The following is an 18,261-nucleotide window of genomic DNA, read 5'->3' as shown; positions in this document are numbered from 1 at the left end:
ACGCTCCGTATCCTGCTGCAGGGTACGTTCCACTTTAAACTTTCTCTTATTTCATCAGTTTTCTTTTTCTACAGCTTCCTTTTGTTTAGCTACGAATTGTTCCGGCGTTACCGCTTTGCCGAATAGCGCCTGAATCATATCCAGATGGACCTGAGCAGCATTCGGTTTCATTTGTACGTCTGCAAACAGGGTAATGCTGCTAGCGTTATTCAGCTCGTTGAGAATATCTACATACATTTGTGGTAAACCAGCTTTTGTTGTGTCCACTTTAGTAGCTGGAATTATGCCTGCTGTTGTTACCGCATCTTCGCCCCATTTGGATACAAAGTATTCTACGAAAGCTTTTGCTTCTTCTTTTACTTTGGAATTCTCAGCTACGAACAAGGCAACCCCAGGACCACCAACCCAGCTGTTAATATTTCCTTTACCGCCATCCACTGTAGGGAATTTGAAGAAGCCAACCTTGTCTTTAAATTCTTGCGGGATATCTGGATTGGTAGTGAAATTGGCGAGCTCCCACGAACCCGTTAAGTACATTGCCGCTTTCTCATTCATGAATTCGGATTTGCCTTCATCATTGGACAGACCATTAAAGCCCTTGTTGAAAGCGTTCATGTCTACCAGACTCTGTACTTCAGCCGCCGCCCGAATCAAGCCTGGATCTTCAAACGTGCCCGTTCCGTCAGTAGCTTTCTTCAGTGTATCGGTGCCGGCGATCCGGTCAGCCAGATACATATACCACAGGGAACCTGTCCAACGATCTTTATTACCAAGTGCGATAGGTGCTACGTCATTATCTGTTAACGTTTTCACAACTTGCTTAAATTGTTCATACGTTGTGGGTACTTCCAGATTGTATTTTTTGAAGATCTCTTTGTTATAGTAAATTGGGGTGATGCTCAGCTCAATCGGCAACCCATAAGTTTTACCGTCAATTTGGAAGCCTTCTGTAGTACCAGAAACAAATTTATCTTTAAGCTCCGGACCATTCAGAATATCATCGAGTGGTGCGAATAGTCCGCCTTGTACATAAGGCTCCATGAATCCCGCTGCCCAAGTGATCCCTACATCGGGGAGCTCGTTGGAAGCAGACAATATTTTAAGTTTATTTTTATATTGCTCATTCTCCAGAACTTCTGTCTTAATGGTTACGTTAGGATTTTCTTTTTGGTAATCATCCAGAATCTGGCTGACCAATTTATTCTGTTGAGCCGAAATTCCCGCCGGCCATAAGTGCATCATATTAATGGTTACTTTCTTCGCTGCATCATTTGCTGCTGGAGCTGTTGAATCTCCTGCTGCATTATTATTCGCTCCACCGCCACATCCGGACAGAACAAGCGCTAGGACAAAAGACAGGACCAAACCCTTAGTCAATTTGTTCTTAGACATTTACTTTAACCCCCATTTTTAGGTTGTGCGTTTTGTGTAACCGCTCTCCCAGTTGTTCTATCATGGCTATAACACCACTTCTATTGGATATCCTCTCGCTGGCCATTTAGCTGTTGGCGGTAACGACTCAGGCTGATATCTTCCAAGGATTTGAATACTTTGATGAAATATTTGTCAGTCTTGTAGCCAACCCGCTCACCAATTTCTCCGATGGACAGCCGCGTCTGCAGCAGCATTTCCTTCGCCCCTTGTATCCGGGCCCGTGATAGGTATTCACTAAAAGCTACCCCTGTCTGCTCCTTGAACAGCACGCTGAAGTAACTGGCATTGAGGTGAATCCGACCTGCTCAGGGTCCATCTCTAGCAGCTTCGGGTTAACCCTTCTCTCCAGCTTCTCCCGTCGCCGTCCTTCTTCCTCTACGTTTCTTTTTTATGCTCATTATAGCTCAAACACTTAGTTAGTACGCAGAAAGCTGCGGGGAATTGAACCTATAGCGATTAAATGAATGATCGCTCAATATGCCGTTCAGCATTATTTTTGAGCAAATAAGCTACCCTATCGTACACAAAAGCACCCGCTACAGAAATAATAATGAGCATAACCAGTAAAAAACCGATAAATATTTGGCGCAAGGTATTTAATTGCTTAACCTTCTCGTACACCTAAATTGCTTCTTTCACTGTTAGCGCTTCCAACTCTATTGTGCCGAAGTACCATCCATTGTCAAGGGAAACTTGCCTAGTTGCATTGAAGAACAGAAAAAAAACCTTAAACAGCGCACCTTTTGCAAAGTGGTCTATTTAAGGTTCACGGTTAGATGCTAATCCAATCAAAAAAAACAATTAAACAGCAAAAAAAAAGACTGCCCGTTACTAAGGGGACAGGCCATTGAAGGATCTATTTGTAGGTTCTAATTCTATTTTAAAGGGTAAGAAAAGTTTACTTAATCGTAATACCCTTCTTAATAGCCTTCATTTCAAAATTCGTATTCACAAGCATAGGCAGTATCTTCATACTTCTAGTCATAGGAGAGTTACATTGCCAGCAGGTAGGAATATATTGGAACGCAAAATTATCGCGCATCCAACCTGTGCAATCATCCTTTGTGCAGGACCAAATCGCTGTGTCCTCTTGCGGAAGATCCTCTAGCGCTTTTTTACGAAAATACATAAATACCCCTCCTTGGTTCGAATCGAGACGATTTCACCATCCCTACAGGATGCCATGACATGCTGCGATGAGAATTACAGAGAAAAAAAAGCTGCCCTCAACTTGAGTTAAGGACAGCTTGAATTTGAAATTACAGTTTTACTACGTTTTCTGCCTGTGGTCCACGAGCGCCTTGAGTTACGTTGAACTCAACACGTTGGCCTTCGTCCAAAGATTTGAAGCCGTCGCCAGTGATTGCGGAGAAATGTACGAATACGTCACTTCCACCTTCAACCTCGATAAAGCCAAATCCTTTGTCTGCGTTAAACCATTTCACTGTTCCTGTTTGCATAATAATTACCTCCAATATTTTATTTAACACATGTCCTTTTATTCCTACGTATTGTACGAACAAATAAAAATTCACACATTGGAAAAGGATTCATACTCACAATGATAACCTTTTACAATATGTGAATTAAGGGTTATTTATGACTGACTTCATTGTACCACACTTATTTTGCGAAAGCAAAGGACAAGGCAAACTATTTTATAATTTAATTATTACGCTCGGCTCACTGTCCCTAAAATTTGGGCAATGAGCCTTATGCAGCAAGGGTTTAATCGATATAACCAGCCAAACCTTTGTCCATCAAATAATCCATTTCAGCATCAAGTATAGTCTCTACAGTCAGTTCATCCAGCTGTACATCACGTTGGGAAGTGACATAATCAACCAGATCATCATTGTCGATATCAACTTCACCCTTAGCATTGGCCTTGGCCTTATTAATAAAAGTCAGCTCATGCTTCAGCACCAATCTAATCAGTGTCGGGTCAACCTTCGTCTCAGCGGAGATCACCGTTACCATTTCCTGCTCGTTTACTTCGTCACTCATTTTGTCAGCTCCTTCAAGTCCATTTTGCAAAAACATTGTAGCACACTTTGTCCCGTGCCTGCGTCCTAATTGCTTATCGCCACCATATTGAGGAGGGATATTCCATTGAACCTAGATAGACAGTCTCACCGATCCTAGGCGTCGCCAATAAAGCTCCCCGTTCCTTCGCAGCCTTCCAGGCACGCTCCACTGGATCGTTCCAATCATGCATAGAGAGCGTAAAGGCCGCCCAATGGATCGGAATCATCAGCTTGCCCTGCACATCCAAATGCGCTTGAATCGTCTGCTCTGGCATCATGTGGATAGAAGACCAACGCTTATCATATTGGCCACACTCCATTAATGTCAGATCAAAAGGTCCATATTTATTGCCGATCTCCTTGAAGTGTGGGCCGTAACCACTATCCCCGCTAAAGAACACCTTAGTATTCTCTCCTTGAATCACCCAGGAACACCAGAGCGTCGAATTACGGTCTAGAAGACTTCTTCCGGAAAAATGCCGGGCTGGCGTGCTGGCAAAAGTCAGCCCAGCATACTGAAACTCATCCCACCAATCATGCTCCTGAATCTTCTCGCGCGGTACTCCCCAACGCTCCAGATGGGCACCTACACCAATCGGTACGATAAACATAGAAGCTTTATGCATCAGTTGCTTAATTGAACCATAGTCCAGATGGTCATAGTGATCATGAGACAGCAGTATGATATCAACTAATGGAAGATCCGAGATTTCAATCGGCAATTGCTTGCTGAAACGTTTTCCTCCAATAAAGGGGAACGGGGACGGGGAGCGGCCCAGCATGGGATCAAGAAATAATGTAACTCCATTGATCTCCAGCAATACAGCTGAATGCCCGAACCAGGTTACCTTGGTTTCCTTATTATGCTGGATAGCTGCAGGAAGCATGGACTTTGGCAGCAAGGGCATAGTAGGCTTAGCGCGCGGATTGCCTTTGATAAAGTCCTTCAAGATGGACATATTGCTGCCTAGGCTATTGATGGTATCCTCCGGGAGCAGATTGATAAACTTACCATGGTTATAATGAGCAGATTGCTTAATGAGCGCTTTATCCTTCTTGGATGCCTGACCCCCAAATGAAGGGTAAAAAGTCATCATGGTATATGCAGCAGCTATTAAGACCACGATGGATGCCAAAATGATGATTAAGCTCATCATAGATTCCCTTCTTTCCGTTAGCTATATTAAGAGTGTGGATTCATTATACGGCAGAACAGGGTTTATCTTCAATTTCACAATATAGTTGAGATAGTTGGGTACTTGGCAAACGTTGATTTAACGTTATTTTCAGGAGCATTTCACTTGAATAAGGTTGTTTAAGCCAAAAGTTGTAGCTAGCGTCTACTTATGCCAAGCTATATATGTATCTTCGGTACCCAAGTGTACCTGCAGGAAATGATCTAATCTAGCCTACACTCTAAGTAAAGGTGGTTGCGTTCATGAGTTTCATGAGTTCTGTCCCTACCCTGAAACCAGACAAAGACAGCAGCGAGGCCCAGCGTTACATTGAAAATACATATTTAGAGGTTGTTGCGCGCAATCCACAGGAAACTGAGTTCCATCAGGCTGTAAAAGAATTTTTGGAAACCTTGCTCCCTATTCTTGCCACAGAGCCGAAATATCAGAAGCATTCCATTCTGGAGCGGCTGGTCGAACCGGAAAGAATGATTTCCTTTCGCGTTCCTTGGACGGATGATGTCGGCAAGATAAGAGTTAATCGTGGTTATCGTGTGCAGTTCAGCAGTGCGATTGGGCCTTACAAAGGTGGACTTCGCTTTCATCCATCCGTTAATGCCAGTATTATTAAATTCCTCGGCTTCGAACAAATATTTAAGAACGCTCTGACCGGCCAGCACATTGGTGGGGGCAAGGGAGGTTCAGACTTTGATCCAAAGGGCAAATCGGATGGGGAAATCATGCGATTTGCCCAAAGCTTCATGACCGAGTTGCAGCGCTACATCGGGTCGGAGCAAGATGTGCCTGCAGGTGATATTGGCGTAGGGGCCCGTGAGATCGGGTACTTGTTCGGACAATACAAACGAATCCGCGGAGGCTACCCTGCTGGTGTATTAACCGGTAAGGGCATTGTATATGGGGGTAGTGAGGCACGGACAGAAGCTACCGGTTACGGTGCTGTTTATTTTGTTAACGAAATGCTGAAGACCAAGGGAATAGAGATTAAAGGTAGCCGAGTGATTGTATCGGGCTCTGGTAATGTGGCCATTTATGCCATGCAGAAGGCAGAACAGCTAGGAGCAAAAGTAGTGGCCTGCAGCGATTCTGACGGCTATCTCCATGATGAGGATGGTATTCATATTGATACAGTTCGGCGGATTAAGGAAGTGGAACGAAAGAGAATTAGCGAATATGTACTAGAACATCCTGGAGCTGTCTATACTGCGGGTTCCCCGCAAATCTGGACGATTCCCTGTGATATTGCGCTTCCGTGTGCTACTCAGAATGAAATTAATGAGGAGCTAGCTAAGCTCTTGATTACCAATGGTGTAAAAGCCGTTGGCGAAGGGGCCAATATGCCTTCTACTCTAGGGGCTATTGCTCTGTTCCAACAAGCGGAGGTTCTCTTCGCCCCAGCCAAAGCTACCAATGCCGGAGGCGTAGCCGTATCCGCACTGGAAATGGCCCAGAACAGCATGCGGCAATCCTGGACCTTCGAGGAAGTCGATGCCAAATTGCATGAAATCATGCGCAATATTTATCGCCAAGCAGTCGAAGCGGCTGAGGCCTACGGACAACCTGGCAATCTTCTCGTCGGCGCTAACATTGCCGGATTCATCAAGGTAGCCGAGGCCATGCTCGCCGAGGGTGTTATTTAATCTTTATAAGAGGGCTGAAGAGTCCAGTGTCTACAATGAAATGAGTCCCCCTATCCAGCTTCTTGTTCAGCCGGATAGGGGGACTCTTGTCTATCAGCTATTGGTTCCAACCGGGAATCTTCCGCAAATCGCCATCCCATATTTGCACAGTACTATTCACCGGGATGTTGGAGGGCGAGGAAGCCGTCTGAATGTAACAGGAGTCCATTCCAATCGCGCTAGCACCTTCAATATCAGTGCGTGGATCATTGCCGATCATAAGCGCGGAGCTTAGATCTGCTCCATAAGTACTGGCTAGATATTGGTAGAAGAGCGGATCAGGCTTGCTAATGCCAGCCACTGATGAGATTGCAATGCCATCAAATAAATGCAAAATACCCAGCATTGTTAACTCCGCCTCGATAAAGGTCTTCTGACCATTGGAGAGCAGGAATACTTTTTTGCCGCGCGATCTTAGTGTTCTTAGAATCTCAACAACACCGTCATACAGAGAGATATGTTGCATAGATAATGTTCGTAGCCACCTTACGGTTTCATGCAGCCAAGGTAGTGCTGGTTCTCCTCCCAGTTGCCGAGCCACAGACAAGAAGACCTTCTCCATTACGAAATCAGGGAATTGGCATGTCTTAGCAGCTTCAGCGAGCTGGCTGTCTCTTTCCTGCAGAAAAAGCGCCATAAGCTCCACTCCAGTGATGCGCAGCCCCTGATAACTGAAATGAAGGGCCAACCGTTCCCACACTTCAGGGTGTTCTTCATCGGTCTGAATATCAATGAGCGTGCCGTACAGATCAAAAATATAGGTCTGGTACATTCAAACGTCCTCTTTTCCTACGTCCGATTCATCTTCCGTATCAGCATAATAATGAGCAGCAAAGATACTGCGATTATTACACCATTAAACCAAATTCGACTCTGAAACCAGCCAAGCTGTGAAGAAGAATCCACGCTAGCTTCAGTTACAATACTTTCCGCGCCTAGCTTGGCAAGCACCATACCTTCACCTTCAATATGGGTTTTGAAATTAACAATGTCATATTGTGGTATAGAAGCTTCAGGGTTGCCATAGAGCAGCTTGTAAGGCCCCGCTCCCTCTTCTGCAAACACAACCTTGTCGATCAAATATTCCGTTGATAACCCGGAAATAGGAAGAGGAGCATCATCATGATTATTAATCACAATTGTAAAGGAAGGAGCAGCAACCGTTGTGGAAGGCACAATAACTGTGCCTGTAATCTGAGCATCCTGGAAATCCAGCCGATAGAGCGTTCCATCTCCTTGTGTTTCGATTTTCCGCCCACTATTATCAAGCAACTCATACTTACGGGTAAAATTGCCTGTAATATTCAGCATTATCTTGGAGACCTTCAAGCGGTCGCTGTTATGAACAAGGATCTGCGTCTGATCTCCCACCTCCTTAATCTCATAGGCAGGGGTTCGCAGCCGTTTATAGTCTGTTGTCTTCAGTTCTGTACTATTATGAAGCAGCAGCAATGTGCTGAAGTTAAGATTCTCACTGTTATTCGTTACTACTAGACGGTAATAACTGAATTTATAAACTGTGCCCAGTTCGATACTGTTCTGCTCTTCCCCGTTGGCAGAATATAAATCCCCCTTAGTTAGTAAATCCCATACGTTGCCGTCATAGCTTCCAAACACCTGCACATGCTTCAGAAATGCTTCATCTGGAAGCGTGAATACCAGCTTATTCGCCTGAATGTCAGCCTCCTCCCGAATCGGGATAATCTTGTAGTCAAAGGATGTATTCAACCCCTTCTTGGTGGTATGGATCAACACAGAGGAATACGTAAGGGTCTGCGCCTCCGTAGCCGTGATACCACTATCCTTATAAAAAGGGATAAATTTCCCGTTTCTATCCACAATACGCAGGTCCTTTAAATCATTGGCAGCCATCCTATAGACCTCTTTATCCAAATATACCGCATGATAGGGAGCTTTCCCTGCAAGCTCAATGGGTTTCGCGAACCTCCACTGGGAACTGCCATCAATCGTAGCGGCGACAGCAATGTTTTGTTCAGGAAGGAGCAAAGCGATCATGCAGAACAACGCCAACAGATTAACCTTTAGTATCATTCGGCCCCGCTGCATTGGCCTCCTCCATTCTGTTAGATACCCTTTGATACAAATATGAAATACCCAATAGGCATAATCCGAAGCTGGCATATGCGATAATTTTGCTACCTGTACTCAGTAGACCTAAATCATAGAGCAGTAGCTTGCCTGTTGCCAGCAGAGTCAGACCAAGGCCGAAGCGTCGAATATATACATACCGTTTGCCGAAGCCATACATAATAAATAGCACTGCCAGCAGCAGATAGGCGAGACTGAAGATTAAGCCCGCATCGTTCAGCTGCAGCTGAACACCCAGGAAAGCTGTAATGATTCCCAGCAGATAGACACCCATAATAACAGGATACAGCTCAATGCTCTTGTATTGCCGGTTGATGACGGTGATCAGCAGATCTCGACCGCTAAACCAAACAAAGATATTGAAGACAAGCAGTATACCTAGTGCAATATAATCAGCCCCTGTATTCCGGGAGAAGTCGCCTTGCAGACTTGGCAACCCAGCGGTAATTGCGAGACAAATGATGTAGCCGATACCATACAGAAACATCGCAAAATATCTAACAACTGTGTCAAATAGTACCTTCACCTTGGGGAGTACATAAGCGAGAAGTATTGATACCAGTGCGTACATAAGCCAATTATAGAACACGATATGAGAGAAATCCTGAGGTACCGCCCAATCGTACAGTTGCCCCGATTCATACAGAATAAAGGTCCAGAAATTTAACAGTGCCGCATATTTGAACCAAACTGCCAACTGAATCTCCAGTGGTCCACTATAGAGCAGGCAATCTTTCCGACTGTGTTGGACTGCATATAATACAGCTACGATAAGCATTCCAGCTGTAATGAAGCTATATTTCAAGGGAAAGTACGAATCATTGTAATACAGGAAGCTGTTGCCTCCTGCTGCCTGCAGCGGCACATTCATTCCAAAGAATACCCCTAGACAAAGCAGCAGGATCCCCCAACCTGCCCGTTCCAATCCTTTGAATCGTCCGAGATTTCCATAAACAACTAGAACCACTGCCTCTATCAGCCAGCCGATGGACCACCATGCTGTTCCAAGCTGGAATGGAATCATCAGAACTGCAAAGGTCAACGAGGTCGCATAGAACAACAGCATACTCTGCTTCTCCTGCGGCATTAGCTTCTCAAGCAGCCGTCCCAATCCCAGATACATCAGACAGAAGAGCAGTGCAAGCGCCCCTTTGTACTCTTCCAAACCTGCATCAACGAATAAACTGTACAAGGTAAGACAGCTGATTAACGTGTTACAACCCAGTAATGAAAAATCCCACCAAGACAGCTTTGAGCGGTATTTAAACGGATACCAGAGTGTTATTCCGAGATACATTCCAAAGGTAAGAACAGCATATGACATGTTGAGCGCGTGATTATCGGACAAGGAGATCAGCACCAGCATCGAAGGTGTATTGAACAGGAAGCTGATATAGTTGACGATGCTCCAGCGCTTCCGGAAGGAAATCAGCAGAATAAAAATATTCAGCACAAATAAGTAACCCATTGCCACATAAACAGCATTACCTGTAAGTCCAAAGGCGAATATGTAAGAATATAACGGCAAGTAACCGCCAACAAGACCGAGTGAACAGATCGTCCGCGACTCGTATCTTAGCGACAGCAGTACCGCCGTAAGTGTAACGAGTACAGATAACGACAGGCCGACATAAATACTGATGATATCCAGCAAAAAGTAGCTGTAGAAGATTGAACCATACAGCACGGAAATCCCTCCGCCGAGCAAGCCTAAAGCAAAGGTCTCTCTCCCCTTACGGAATAGCCACTCTCCACCACCCAGCATAAGTGCTCCTAGCAGGAAAAAGGCACTGCCCTTCATATACCCATTGAACCAAGTGGAGTAGCTATATCGGAATGCCGCACCTACGGCCAGGAGCAGAAGCAGAATACCTAGCCGGTTAATCCAGCCCAGGCCAATCTTCATCTCAATCTGGTTCTGCTTTCGTCTACGCTGCATGACCTCTTCAGTGACTTCCTCTGTGGCGAATTCATTCAAGCGGCTGTCTATCCCAGACAACAAGCCTTTCTCCGCTTCCTTTTGCTGCTGACGGCGCAGTAGGATAACCTCATCTAATTCAGCATTAATTGCCCCAAGGCGTCCGGCAAATTCCGCTTTATCATCACTCAACTGACGAGTAACTGTAGTCTGCAGACGCTTAATACGGTATTTCGCTTCCTGCTCAAAGGCCGTCAACCGATCCGTATAGGCTAGTCCATTCATGGCAAAATAGGTCTGCAGCTTTTGGCGGGATATTCTCAGAATATTAAGCTTCTCGTCTAGAATCTGTTCCGTCAGAGTGGTCCTTAGCTCTGAGTTCTCTTTCCGAAGTTGCTCTACCTCTCGCCTTAAATCCGCAAGAGCCAGCTTATGTTCCTCATATTGCTTCTTCAAAAAGTCATTTTCATTCACTAAATCATGGCTTTCATATTCAGCAATTAAAGCCTGGTACTCCTTAACAAGATTATCCTGCTGTATTTTCATATACCTCAGCCGATCCTTGAATGGCTCCATAGCGCCTCCTAATGTCAAGTATTGTTATTATTTTCATAATACTACAAATCAGCAAGCAATCTATTAAAAAGACCACAGCTGCTACAAAATGTAGCGCTGTGGTCTTGTATAGTTAACTCTTTATTGCTTCTCTAGGAATGGGTTGGCCGCCTAGTGTAACTCTATTCTTCCCAGTAGCCTTGGATAAATATAACGCTTCATCAGCTTGCCGGTACAAATCCTCGTAGGTTACATTTCTATGCTCTGTGAAGGCAATTCCAATGCTTACCGTGAGCTGAATACTTTGGCCCTCATCCAGGATACATACATGGTCGCTCATCATCGCCCGAAAGTTCTCCGCTTCTTCAAGCGCAGCTCGTTCATTGCTGGCAAAGAAGCAGACCGCGAATTCCTCACCACCAACCCTTCCGGCAATACCATTATTCTTGTAAACCTTAAGTATTTTCTGAGAAAAATTAACCAGCGCCTGATCGCCAGCCAAATGTCCATATGTATCATTAATCAACTTAAAATCGTCTATGTCGAACAGCAGCAGGGCCATTCCCGCCCCGTCCTGTATTCCATGATTTTGGACCATTCGCATAAAATGCCTGCGGTTGTACAGCCCGGTTAAATCATCTACAGTTGCCTGATGCAAAAGCTCACGTTCATAACGTTTCTTCTCACTATGATCACTGAAGACGAACAGCATCCCCTTAGTCTCCGTTTTGGTCTGGTCCGTCGCAATTAGAGATACACCATAGCAGGTGTCCTCTGAGTGGGGTGACTCAATTTCAAACTGGCCCTCAGATCTTTGGGTGTAATTGTAGCCAATCTCGAGGTGAAGCTCAAGCAGGGGCTGGATACTCCTCCCTTGCCAAGTATCTGGCATTTCACCAATTATATCGCTCAGCATCATATGTCCAGCCTCATTCACATCAATGATGATGTCATAACGGTCCGTGAGAATGATGCCGTCTTTCATATTCTCAAATATTTTACTCTTAGCCAAAGGATAAATAGACAGACGAGAATCACGGAATATTGAAAAATAAGTAGCCAGAACAGCTGGAAGATAGGTGAATGCTGTAAATCCTGTAATTGTGATTTTCAAAACGGGCAGCAAAAAAGAACAAACAACCGGAATCATCAGCCCGATCATCAGCAGTGAATTTCGTCTGAAATAATACTTGGGGGCATTTAATAGGGAAACCAGCAGCAGATAGGCAGCGTATAGACCAAACAGCTGATCATAGGCGATGAAACTCATACTCAAGAGCGTCGGCTGAACAACAATCCCGCTAATCCCAGCAACGGATCCTACACCTACTTCACTGCGCATGAGGTGGTGAAACGAGTCTGTAAAGATCAGGATAACATCCAGAACGACAGGAATGGAAAAGTAAATAAGCCTTCTTGACAGTCCCTCATTGGAACGGGAAACATACTCCTTGACGACGGCATAGGTAAATAACGTGCTCAAAAAAAGCGGAAGTTGCTGTACGTTCTTCCACCATAGCTTGGTATGAAAAGATAAGGACATGATCTCTGCCGCTGTTACGGCAAATATACAACTGATCAGCAGCATTAAAATCCATAAATAGCGTCTTCCTGGTGTCTTCCGGTATTTGTGCGAGCTGACGCCCATATAGAGAGTTAGAACACTGCCCAATAATAAATAGTACGGATAACCTTGCATCCACGGCATGTCAAATTTCCCCTATTATCAGATGACTTTGACTCATTATATCCTACTATTTCCTACAAATGAATCATTCTTGGTAAATCCAGATAAAAAAAAGGGACCTCCCCTTGAAGCGAATGCTTCATACGGGGTTGTCCCTTTTCAACATAATGAATTAAACCTATTTCTTCTGTGCCAGACGTTGTTTGAACTTGTCTACGCGACCGCCTGTTTCGGAATCTCTTTGTTTACCTGTGTAGAAAGGGTGTGATGCGGAACTAGCGTCCACACGGATAACTGGATATGTGTTGCCATCTTCCCATTCCATTGTTTCACCGGATGATTTAGTAGATGCGCTCAGGAATTTGAAACCTACGCTTGCATCCAGAAAAATAACCTGGTTGTATTTAGGATGTATGCCTTCTCTCATTCTGATAGTCCTCCTTCTTAACAAATTAATGATTCTTTATGGTAACTTAACCAAAGGATCTCTAGGTTCATCTATAAGTATAACCTATTATACGTAGAAAATTAAGCAAATCTCACGATTTAGGCCACCACTTCATCATATGTTAAATCACTTGCCAAAGTCAAGATCAAATACAGTGGAAATTATAATGATTTGACCATTCCCCCGTCAACCAGAAGCGCCTGTCCTGTGATATACGTATTGGCGAAAGATCCCAGGAACACAGCAGCTTTGCCAAACTCCTCCGGTGTGCCTGTTCTACCGAGCGGAATTTGGCTAAGCGCCTCTTGCTGAATCTGCTCCACGGGAATCTCACGCAGGTCAGCACGCTTGCGGTCCAATTGCATAATTCGGTCGGTGCCGATGCGGCCGGGTGCAATCGTATTGATCAGAATTCCATCCGGAGCAAGCTCTGTTGCCAGACTTTTCGTCAAGGCATTTACACCGGCACGGAATACATTGGAGAGAATAAGCCCCTGAATGGGCTGTTTGATGGAGACTGAGCTCACATTGACAATACGCCCTTCTCCAGCAGAGCGAAGATATGGCAGGGCCTCTCGAATCAGACGGATGGTACTCATCAGCGTAAGCTCAAAACCGCCATGCCAATCCTCATCCTCCATATCAGCGAATCCTCCACCGGGAGGACCACCTGCATTGGTGACCAAGACATTCAGACCGCCGTTATGCTCAACCGCTGCATGTATGGCGCGCTTGGTATCCTCCGGGTTAGTCACATCCATCTGCACAATGCCAACCCTTTGTCCGGTAGCCTCCATAATTGCCTGCTGGGCAGCTTCCAGCTGTTCCAGACTGCGACTGGCAATCGTCACTCTAGCCCCTTCACGTGCAAACTCCAGCGCTGTTGCGAGTCCCAGTCCTTTGCTTGCCGCAGCTACAAAAACCGATTTGTTCGTCAGGCCCAGATCCATAAATTCTTCCTCCTTATAGAAGCTTTACCTATACATCATACTCCAATTGTTTTTTAGCCTGAACAATGAAATCAAATGGATTCTCGATGGTATCCGACTGATATTCCACCGCTCCGATCTTTAGGCCGAGGTTAACTTTGTATTTACGGGAGAACTCGGTATCGTTTAGCTCCTGAAGCTTGTATTTAAGACGCTCTATGACGATTTTGGCCCCATCATTGTCCGTAAATAGCAGCAAGCCCCAGGTGGCATCCTCTTTGTCCAGTAAATATAGAGCGTCATTAGTACGAATACTGGATTGGTTGATCTGGGAGACATCGTAGATGGCCTCTGAAAGCTGCTCTTCCGGAATCAGGCGCCGTATCTCGTTCCAATATTTCACTTTGACGACGAGCAGCGTTAACGGGATCTTATATCTGGTCGAAATGCCGGTAAAGAGAAGCGCATCCTTCTGAAAAGAGAAGCTGTTCCGCAGGTCCGTATGCTCGTCAACGGTGGCCAGATTGGCCGTCTTTTTCTCCAAACGTTCATTCTCTGTCTGCAGTTGACGGCCGCTTAAGGTGAATATCCAGACAACCACTGTAAGCAGCGGAGTCATCAGCAACCAGAAATACGTATTGACTCCAATTGTCGCGCCCTGTGATACGGTCTGATACAGAATAAAGAAACCATAGCTGAAGATAAATACTAGATTAAGAACCAGTCCTGCGGTTACTGTTGTGAAATAGGTAACTATGGCAAGCAAGAAGGCGACATTCAAAATGATGATATTCTGGATATAACTGTCCGGCGTTCCGGCTATGAAGACAATACATATATAAATCAACACAAGAAATAACAGAAAGGCGACATCCGATATTAAGTTGCTGCGGTTGCGTCTCACTCTTTATCACCACGTTTCTTCATATGTTTACGAAGCAGCAGCAGCAGCGATAGAATGACCATGGTAAGCACCAAAACAATGGCTACAACAAAAGCAAGCACATCACTGCGGTCAACAATTTTCTGTACCACCGAGTCCTTGGCTGCGCCACTGGCAGTTTTGAAACGATAGGCATTGATATTGCCATTCTTATCCGTAACTACACCGTCCCCGTATACTTTCCACTTACTACTCTCGCTGGCGATCAGCTTAGAAGCCAAATAGTACTCTTCTGAGCTGACGCCCGTTACAGCAAGCAGACCATGCCCGCTCTCATAAGGCGAATCGATCAGCTGCAGGGTGCCAATCTGCGCACCATATTGCTCTTCAATGCTCATCTTCTCGTTGGAGTGGAACGTAGTCCCTTCGCTGTTATATTGAAAATAGAGCTTTTCATTATTATCTCGGATAACTTTATTATTCTTATAGGTACCAATGGCAATAATATTATTATTCTTTAAGTTATCTGCAATAACACTGTCGGTGTAAAAGTGGACATCCCCTGTATTGCCACTGGCATATTGGCCCAGCAGATTGAACATATTCGACAAGCTTTGATAAGAGTAATCATCCATCTCCTCCGGCAGAACGACGGCAACGTGGTTGTAGACCTCATCACGCAGGAAAGGGTAAGGATAGTTATTAAACAGCAGATCCGTCCGGTCCTTTGTATTCAAATGCAGCACAGAATCTTTGCTGATATACGCCCAAGGCATTTGCTCTGAATTAGGTGTGCATATAGCACTTGGCAGCTCCAAATCAAAGGCAACATTCACTGAAAAGTTACCAGAAACATTCAGATTTTCCGGAATGGAGAAATTTAGAGAATCCCCATTCGCCAACTCCTGCGTCAGCTTCTTGCTGCCGATCGGAGTACCATTGATGCTCACTGTAACCAGGGAACGACCGAAGTCCAGATTTTCGGCGTAGCGGAAATCCAGACTGATTTTGCCGGAATCTGCAATCGAACGATTGGACGGCAGCGAGACAAAATAGGTCTGCTCCTGATGATTCGGCCCAGTCAGTTTATCGCCCGTCTCTGTGAAGGTAATATTAGAGCTGAGGGAAAACGCTGGAGTCGCAACCTCTGTAACATCATCTATGACCAACAGATCACTGCTGAGCTGTCCGATTAAATCCCTATTGCCGAGCAGACGCCCAGCTTTAATCAATAAGCTCTCATCCTTCGAGGTAACCACGAGCGTCGGCTGAGTATCTTTATTCACCAGTTGAATCAAAGCATGGGTTCCTAAATCTTCAGCGGGGCTGAGTAGAGCCTTCAGCGGGGCTGGCACATGATCATACCTAGCGATCAGCACAACAGCCTCTTTAGCTTTAACGGTATCCCCGCGGTAAGGAAGCAGCGGTATTGTCCTATCGCTCAAGGTATTATTGCTCGCCAGCCCAGAAAGGGCATAGGTTGCCGCTTCCAATTCGGCTGCACTGCTCTTGTCCGGTACAGCGAGCAGGCTGTGATTGTCCGTTAGGGTATCGATCCCGGAGAATCGTTCACTGAAATCACTGATACCTCCGCTTAACGCTTTCGGCGTATAGCGTACAGCGATACTGGACGTATTAAAAAGGTGCAGCCAATTATCAGGTGAATTATCCACGGAGCAGATTTGATTATCTACTCTTGCTGTACGCAGATAACCTTGAATGGTGAGCGTATTGCTGCCCTCTTTCAGAAATCCCTTGGGTGCTGTGATGGTGAGCTGCTGCTCCCCATTGTTCTGCACCGAAGGTCTGAACGTATAGAACGGACTACCATTAAGTGAGAGGGTCACGCTTGAGTTCTGATCCGCGGTAATTTGCGAGATTTGAAAATGCAGATTAATTCTTAGTTCATCCACATTCCAATAATCCATGACTTTAAAATATTGCTGCTGGGAGCCTGAGCCCGACAAGGAGACATCCGTTCCAGTAAATAATGTCTCATACGTTAGGCTGCTGTCCTTCTGCAGAACCGCTGCTGCAGCGCCATCGATTTGGATGAAGAAAAGTGAGAGGCAGAGTACTAGCATGGTCAATTGTTTTTTCATGTTCTGTGTCTCCTGTAATTACATTTTCTTTCCCGCTGGCACTTTAATAACGCTCGGTCTTGTACCATTTTGCTTCTCTTTTAAAGATAAGATCCTTAATGTAGTTGTATAATCCGTAAGCGGCGACGAGCATCCATAACTGGCAGTAAGAGACATACATTAATAAGATGATCCATACATTAGATAAGCTCATTTCGCCTTTCTCGGTAGTTAGCGTAATGAAGGTACCTACGACGAACAAAATAATGGCTAGCAGCCAGAGAAATCCACTAAGTCCGGCTATCGTGGTATGCACATACCCGAGTGCATGCAGAACGAGCAGCGTATCAGAGGTAATTAGCGACAACAGCAGCAGGAAATAGATCGATAGATAATAAAGAATGTCGAAACGAATGCGTGAAGCGGACTTGTCGAAAAGCAGGGGGATATTTTTGACAATGACATAAATATTCCCCTTAGCCCAACGCGTTCGCTGCTTGAACCAGACCTTTAAGGTCTGGGGTTCCTGCTCCCAGGTCACGGATTTCGGTTGGAATTTAATCCGGTAGCCCATCATGTAGATGCGAAAGCTGATTTCCGTATCCTCCGCAATGGCTTTAACATCCCAGCCGCCGATGCTCTCGACAATAGATCTGCGCATAATAAAATTGGTTCCAGGAATCGTGCATAGCTTGAATAGCTTCCAGCGGCCTGCTTGGGCCATCCATTGAAAAGACAGGGTTTCGATATTAATGAAACGGGTCAATAGGCTCGCATCACGGTTGCGGGTTCGGAACTTGCCGATCACCGCTCCGAGGCTGGAATCGTTCATAATCTCAGCCACCAGATAACGCAGTGCCATTTTTTCCGGAGTGTTGTCCGCATCATAAATGGCAATGAGTTCACCCTTACTGCGGGCAAATCCTATATTTAGGGCGTTCGATTTCCCTTTGCCGCCTGTAATCGCATCTGTACTGATGATCAGCAGATTACGGTTCTTATACCGGCTCTGAATATTACCCAGCAGAAGAGCGCTGTTATCGGTGGAATTATCATTAATCACAATGATCTCATAACGGTCATGCGGATAATCGAGGGCCAGCAGAGATTCTACCGTCTTGCTAATGACAATACCCTCGTTATGAGCGGGAACCATGATCGTGACAAACGGCAACTCCCCCTTAATCTCTGGCATCTCCTCATTTTCGGATTTAATGTAGTACAAGTATCCCGCTATAATGAGGGTCACATTCACCAGCAGCAGGGACCAAATGCAGATCACAGCTATCACCATTAGCACGTCTGGTATGTTCATCAT

Annotated in this window: 16 protein-coding genes and 1 pseudogene; 1 reads left to right on the top strand and 16 read right to left on the bottom strand. The window is 45.3% G+C overall.

Translation table 11 applies throughout. The annotated features are described in order from the left end of the window. Window positions 1–54: 54 nt before the first annotated feature. From H1230_RS02550 to H1230_RS02520, 7 genes and pseudogenes are all read right to left on the bottom strand, one after another. Window positions 55–1,392: an extracellular solute-binding protein gene (locus H1230_RS02550; RefSeq protein WP_239714087.1), complete on the bottom strand. Its 1,338-nt coding sequence runs from the start codon at window positions 1,390–1,392 to the stop codon at window positions 55–57. Window positions 1,393–1,472: 80 nt separating this feature from the next. Beyond that, window positions 1,473–1,739, bottom strand: a pseudogene (locus H1230_RS02545) (helix-turn-helix transcriptional regulator); the annotation flags it as partial. Window positions 1,740–1,890: 151 nt separating this feature from the next. Next, a complete protein-coding gene (locus H1230_RS02540) occupies window positions 1,891–2,055 on the bottom strand; it encodes a hypothetical protein (RefSeq protein ID WP_239714086.1) in 165 nt (54 codons plus the stop codon). 277 nt (window positions 2,056–2,332) lie between these two features. Further along, window positions 2,333–2,563 carry a cold-shock protein gene (locus H1230_RS02535; RefSeq protein WP_154119101.1) on the bottom strand — a complete coding sequence of 77 codons (231 nt, stop codon included), beginning with the start codon at window positions 2,561–2,563 and terminating at the stop codon, window positions 2,333–2,335. A gap of 130 nt (window positions 2,564–2,693) precedes the next feature. Then, window positions 2,694–2,894 carry a cold-shock protein gene (locus tag H1230_RS02530; protein ID WP_019914790.1) on the bottom strand — a complete coding sequence of 67 codons (201 nt, stop codon included), beginning with the start codon at window positions 2,892–2,894 and terminating at the stop codon, window positions 2,694–2,696. A 268-nt stretch (window positions 2,895–3,162) separates the two neighbouring features. Beyond that, window positions 3,163–3,441 (bottom strand): hypothetical protein, encoded by a 279-nt coding sequence (locus H1230_RS02525; RefSeq protein WP_239714085.1) that lies wholly within the window; start codon window positions 3,439–3,441, stop codon window positions 3,163–3,165. A 73-nt stretch (window positions 3,442–3,514) separates the two neighbouring features. Then, window positions 3,515–4,618: an MBL fold metallo-hydrolase gene (locus tag H1230_RS02520; RefSeq protein ID WP_345773394.1), complete on the bottom strand. Its 1,104-nt coding sequence runs from the start codon at window positions 4,616–4,618 to the stop codon at window positions 3,515–3,517. A 290-nt stretch (window positions 4,619–4,908) separates the two neighbouring features. On the opposite strand from H1230_RS02520, the gene gdhA reads away from it, so the two are divergent. After that, a complete protein-coding gene (gene gdhA, locus H1230_RS02515; RefSeq protein ID WP_481857157.1) occupies window positions 4,909–6,294 on the top strand; it encodes an NADP-specific glutamate dehydrogenase in 1,386 nt (461 codons plus the stop codon). Between the two features lie 97 nt (window positions 6,295–6,391). Here the strand turns inward: gdhA and H1230_RS02510 are convergent, their stop codons facing one another. The 9 genes from H1230_RS02510 to H1230_RS02470 form a co-directional block, all read right to left on the bottom strand. Beyond that, window positions 6,392–7,105 (bottom strand): HAD family hydrolase, encoded by a 714-nt coding sequence (locus H1230_RS02510; protein ID WP_239714083.1) that lies wholly within the window; start codon window positions 7,103–7,105, stop codon window positions 6,392–6,394. A gap of 17 nt (window positions 7,106–7,122) precedes the next feature. Next, a complete protein-coding gene (locus tag H1230_RS02505) occupies window positions 7,123–8,400 on the bottom strand; it encodes a DUF3999 domain-containing protein (RefSeq protein ID WP_239714082.1) in 1,278 nt (425 codons plus the stop codon). Continuing rightward, the gene (locus H1230_RS02500) at window positions 8,369–10,936 is read right to left on the bottom strand and encodes a DUF2339 domain-containing protein (protein ID WP_239714081.1); all 2,568 of its coding nucleotides are present in this window, start codon (window positions 10,934–10,936) and stop codon (window positions 8,369–8,371) included. Before H1230_RS02500 ends, H1230_RS02505 begins: the two co-directional genes overlap by 32 nt. A 112-nt stretch (window positions 10,937–11,048) precedes the next feature. After that, window positions 11,049–12,623 carry a sensor domain-containing diguanylate cyclase gene (locus tag H1230_RS02495; protein WP_239714080.1) on the bottom strand — a complete coding sequence of 525 codons (1,575 nt, stop codon included), beginning with the start codon at window positions 12,621–12,623 and terminating at the stop codon, window positions 11,049–11,051. A gap of 157 nt (window positions 12,624–12,780) precedes the next feature. Further along, window positions 12,781–13,029 (bottom strand): type B 50S ribosomal protein L31, encoded by a 249-nt coding sequence (locus H1230_RS02490; protein ID WP_154119093.1) that lies wholly within the window; start codon window positions 13,027–13,029, stop codon window positions 12,781–12,783. 182 nt (window positions 13,030–13,211) lie between these two features. Further along, a complete protein-coding gene (locus H1230_RS02485; protein ID WP_239714079.1) occupies window positions 13,212–14,000 on the bottom strand; it encodes an SDR family oxidoreductase in 789 nt (262 codons plus the stop codon). A 28-nt stretch (window positions 14,001–14,028) separates the two neighbouring features. Beyond that, window positions 14,029–14,883 (bottom strand): diguanylate cyclase domain-containing protein, encoded by an 855-nt coding sequence (locus H1230_RS02480; protein WP_239714078.1) that lies wholly within the window; start codon window positions 14,881–14,883, stop codon window positions 14,029–14,031. After that, window positions 14,880–16,964: a cellulose biosynthesis cyclic di-GMP-binding regulatory protein BcsB gene (locus tag H1230_RS02475; protein ID WP_239714077.1), complete on the bottom strand. Its 2,085-nt coding sequence runs from the start codon at window positions 16,962–16,964 to the stop codon at window positions 14,880–14,882. Before H1230_RS02475 ends, H1230_RS02480 begins: the two co-directional genes overlap by 4 nt. 43 nt (window positions 16,965–17,007) lie before the next feature. Continuing rightward, window positions 17,008–18,258 (bottom strand): glycosyltransferase family 2 protein, encoded by a 1,251-nt coding sequence (locus H1230_RS02470; RefSeq protein ID WP_239717038.1) that lies wholly within the window; start codon window positions 18,256–18,258, stop codon window positions 17,008–17,010. Window positions 18,259–18,261: the final 3 nt, after the last annotated feature.

It is taken from the genome of Paenibacillus sp. 19GGS1-52, from assembly GCF_022369515.1.
In the GTDB taxonomy this organism is placed as follows: domain Bacteria; phylum Bacillota; class Bacilli; order Paenibacillales; family Paenibacillaceae; genus Paenibacillus_AQ.
The sequence above is the reverse complement of the archived record's forward strand: the minus strand, read 5'-3'. Positions and strand labels throughout refer to the sequence as shown.

Coding starts and splice junctions, on each gene's coding strand:
- H1230_RS02550 (WP_239714087.1), bottom strand. CDS start 1,392: ATGTCTAAGAACAAATTGACTAAGGGTTTGGTCCTGTCTTTTGTCCTA.
- H1230_RS02535 (WP_154119101.1), bottom strand. CDS start 2,563: ATGTATTTTCGTAAAAAAGCGCTAGAGGATCTTCCGCAAGAGGACACA.
- H1230_RS02530 (WP_019914790.1), bottom strand. CDS start 2,894: ATGCAAACAGGAACAGTGAAATGGTTTAACGCAGACAAAGGATTTGGC.
- H1230_RS02525 (WP_239714085.1), bottom strand. CDS start 3,441: ATGAGTGACGAAGTAAACGAGCAGGAAATGGTAACGGTGATCTCCGCT.
- H1230_RS02520 (WP_345773394.1), bottom strand. CDS start 4,618: ATGATGAGCTTAATCATCATTTTGGCATCCATCGTGGTCTTAATAGCT.
- gdhA (WP_481857157.1), top strand. CDS start 4,909: ATGAGTTCTGTCCCTACCCTGAAACCAGACAAAGACAGCAGCGAGGCC.
- H1230_RS02510 (WP_239714083.1), bottom strand. CDS start 7,105: ATGTACCAGACCTATATTTTTGATCTGTACGGCACGCTCATTGATATT.
- H1230_RS02505 (WP_239714082.1), bottom strand. CDS start 8,400: ATGCAGCGGGGCCGAATGATACTAAAGGTTAATCTGTTGGCGTTGTTC.
- H1230_RS02500 (WP_239714081.1), bottom strand. CDS start 10,936: ATGGAGCCATTCAAGGATCGGCTGAGGTATATGAAAATACAGCAGGAT.
- H1230_RS02495 (WP_239714080.1), bottom strand. CDS start 12,623: ATGCCGTGGATGCAAGGTTATCCGTACTATTTATTATTGGGCAGTGTT.
- H1230_RS02490 (WP_154119093.1), bottom strand. CDS start 13,029: ATGAGAGAAGGCATACATCCTAAATACAACCAGGTTATTTTTCTGGAT.
- H1230_RS02485 (WP_239714079.1), bottom strand. CDS start 14,000: ATGGATCTGGGCCTGACGAACAAATCGGTTTTTGTAGCTGCGGCAAGC.
- H1230_RS02475 (WP_239714077.1), bottom strand. CDS start 16,964: ATGAAAAAACAATTGACCATGCTAGTACTCTGCCTCTCACTTTTCTTC.
- H1230_RS02470 (WP_239717038.1), bottom strand. CDS start 18,258: ATGAACATACCAGACGTGCTAATGGTGATAGCTGTGATCTGCATTTGG.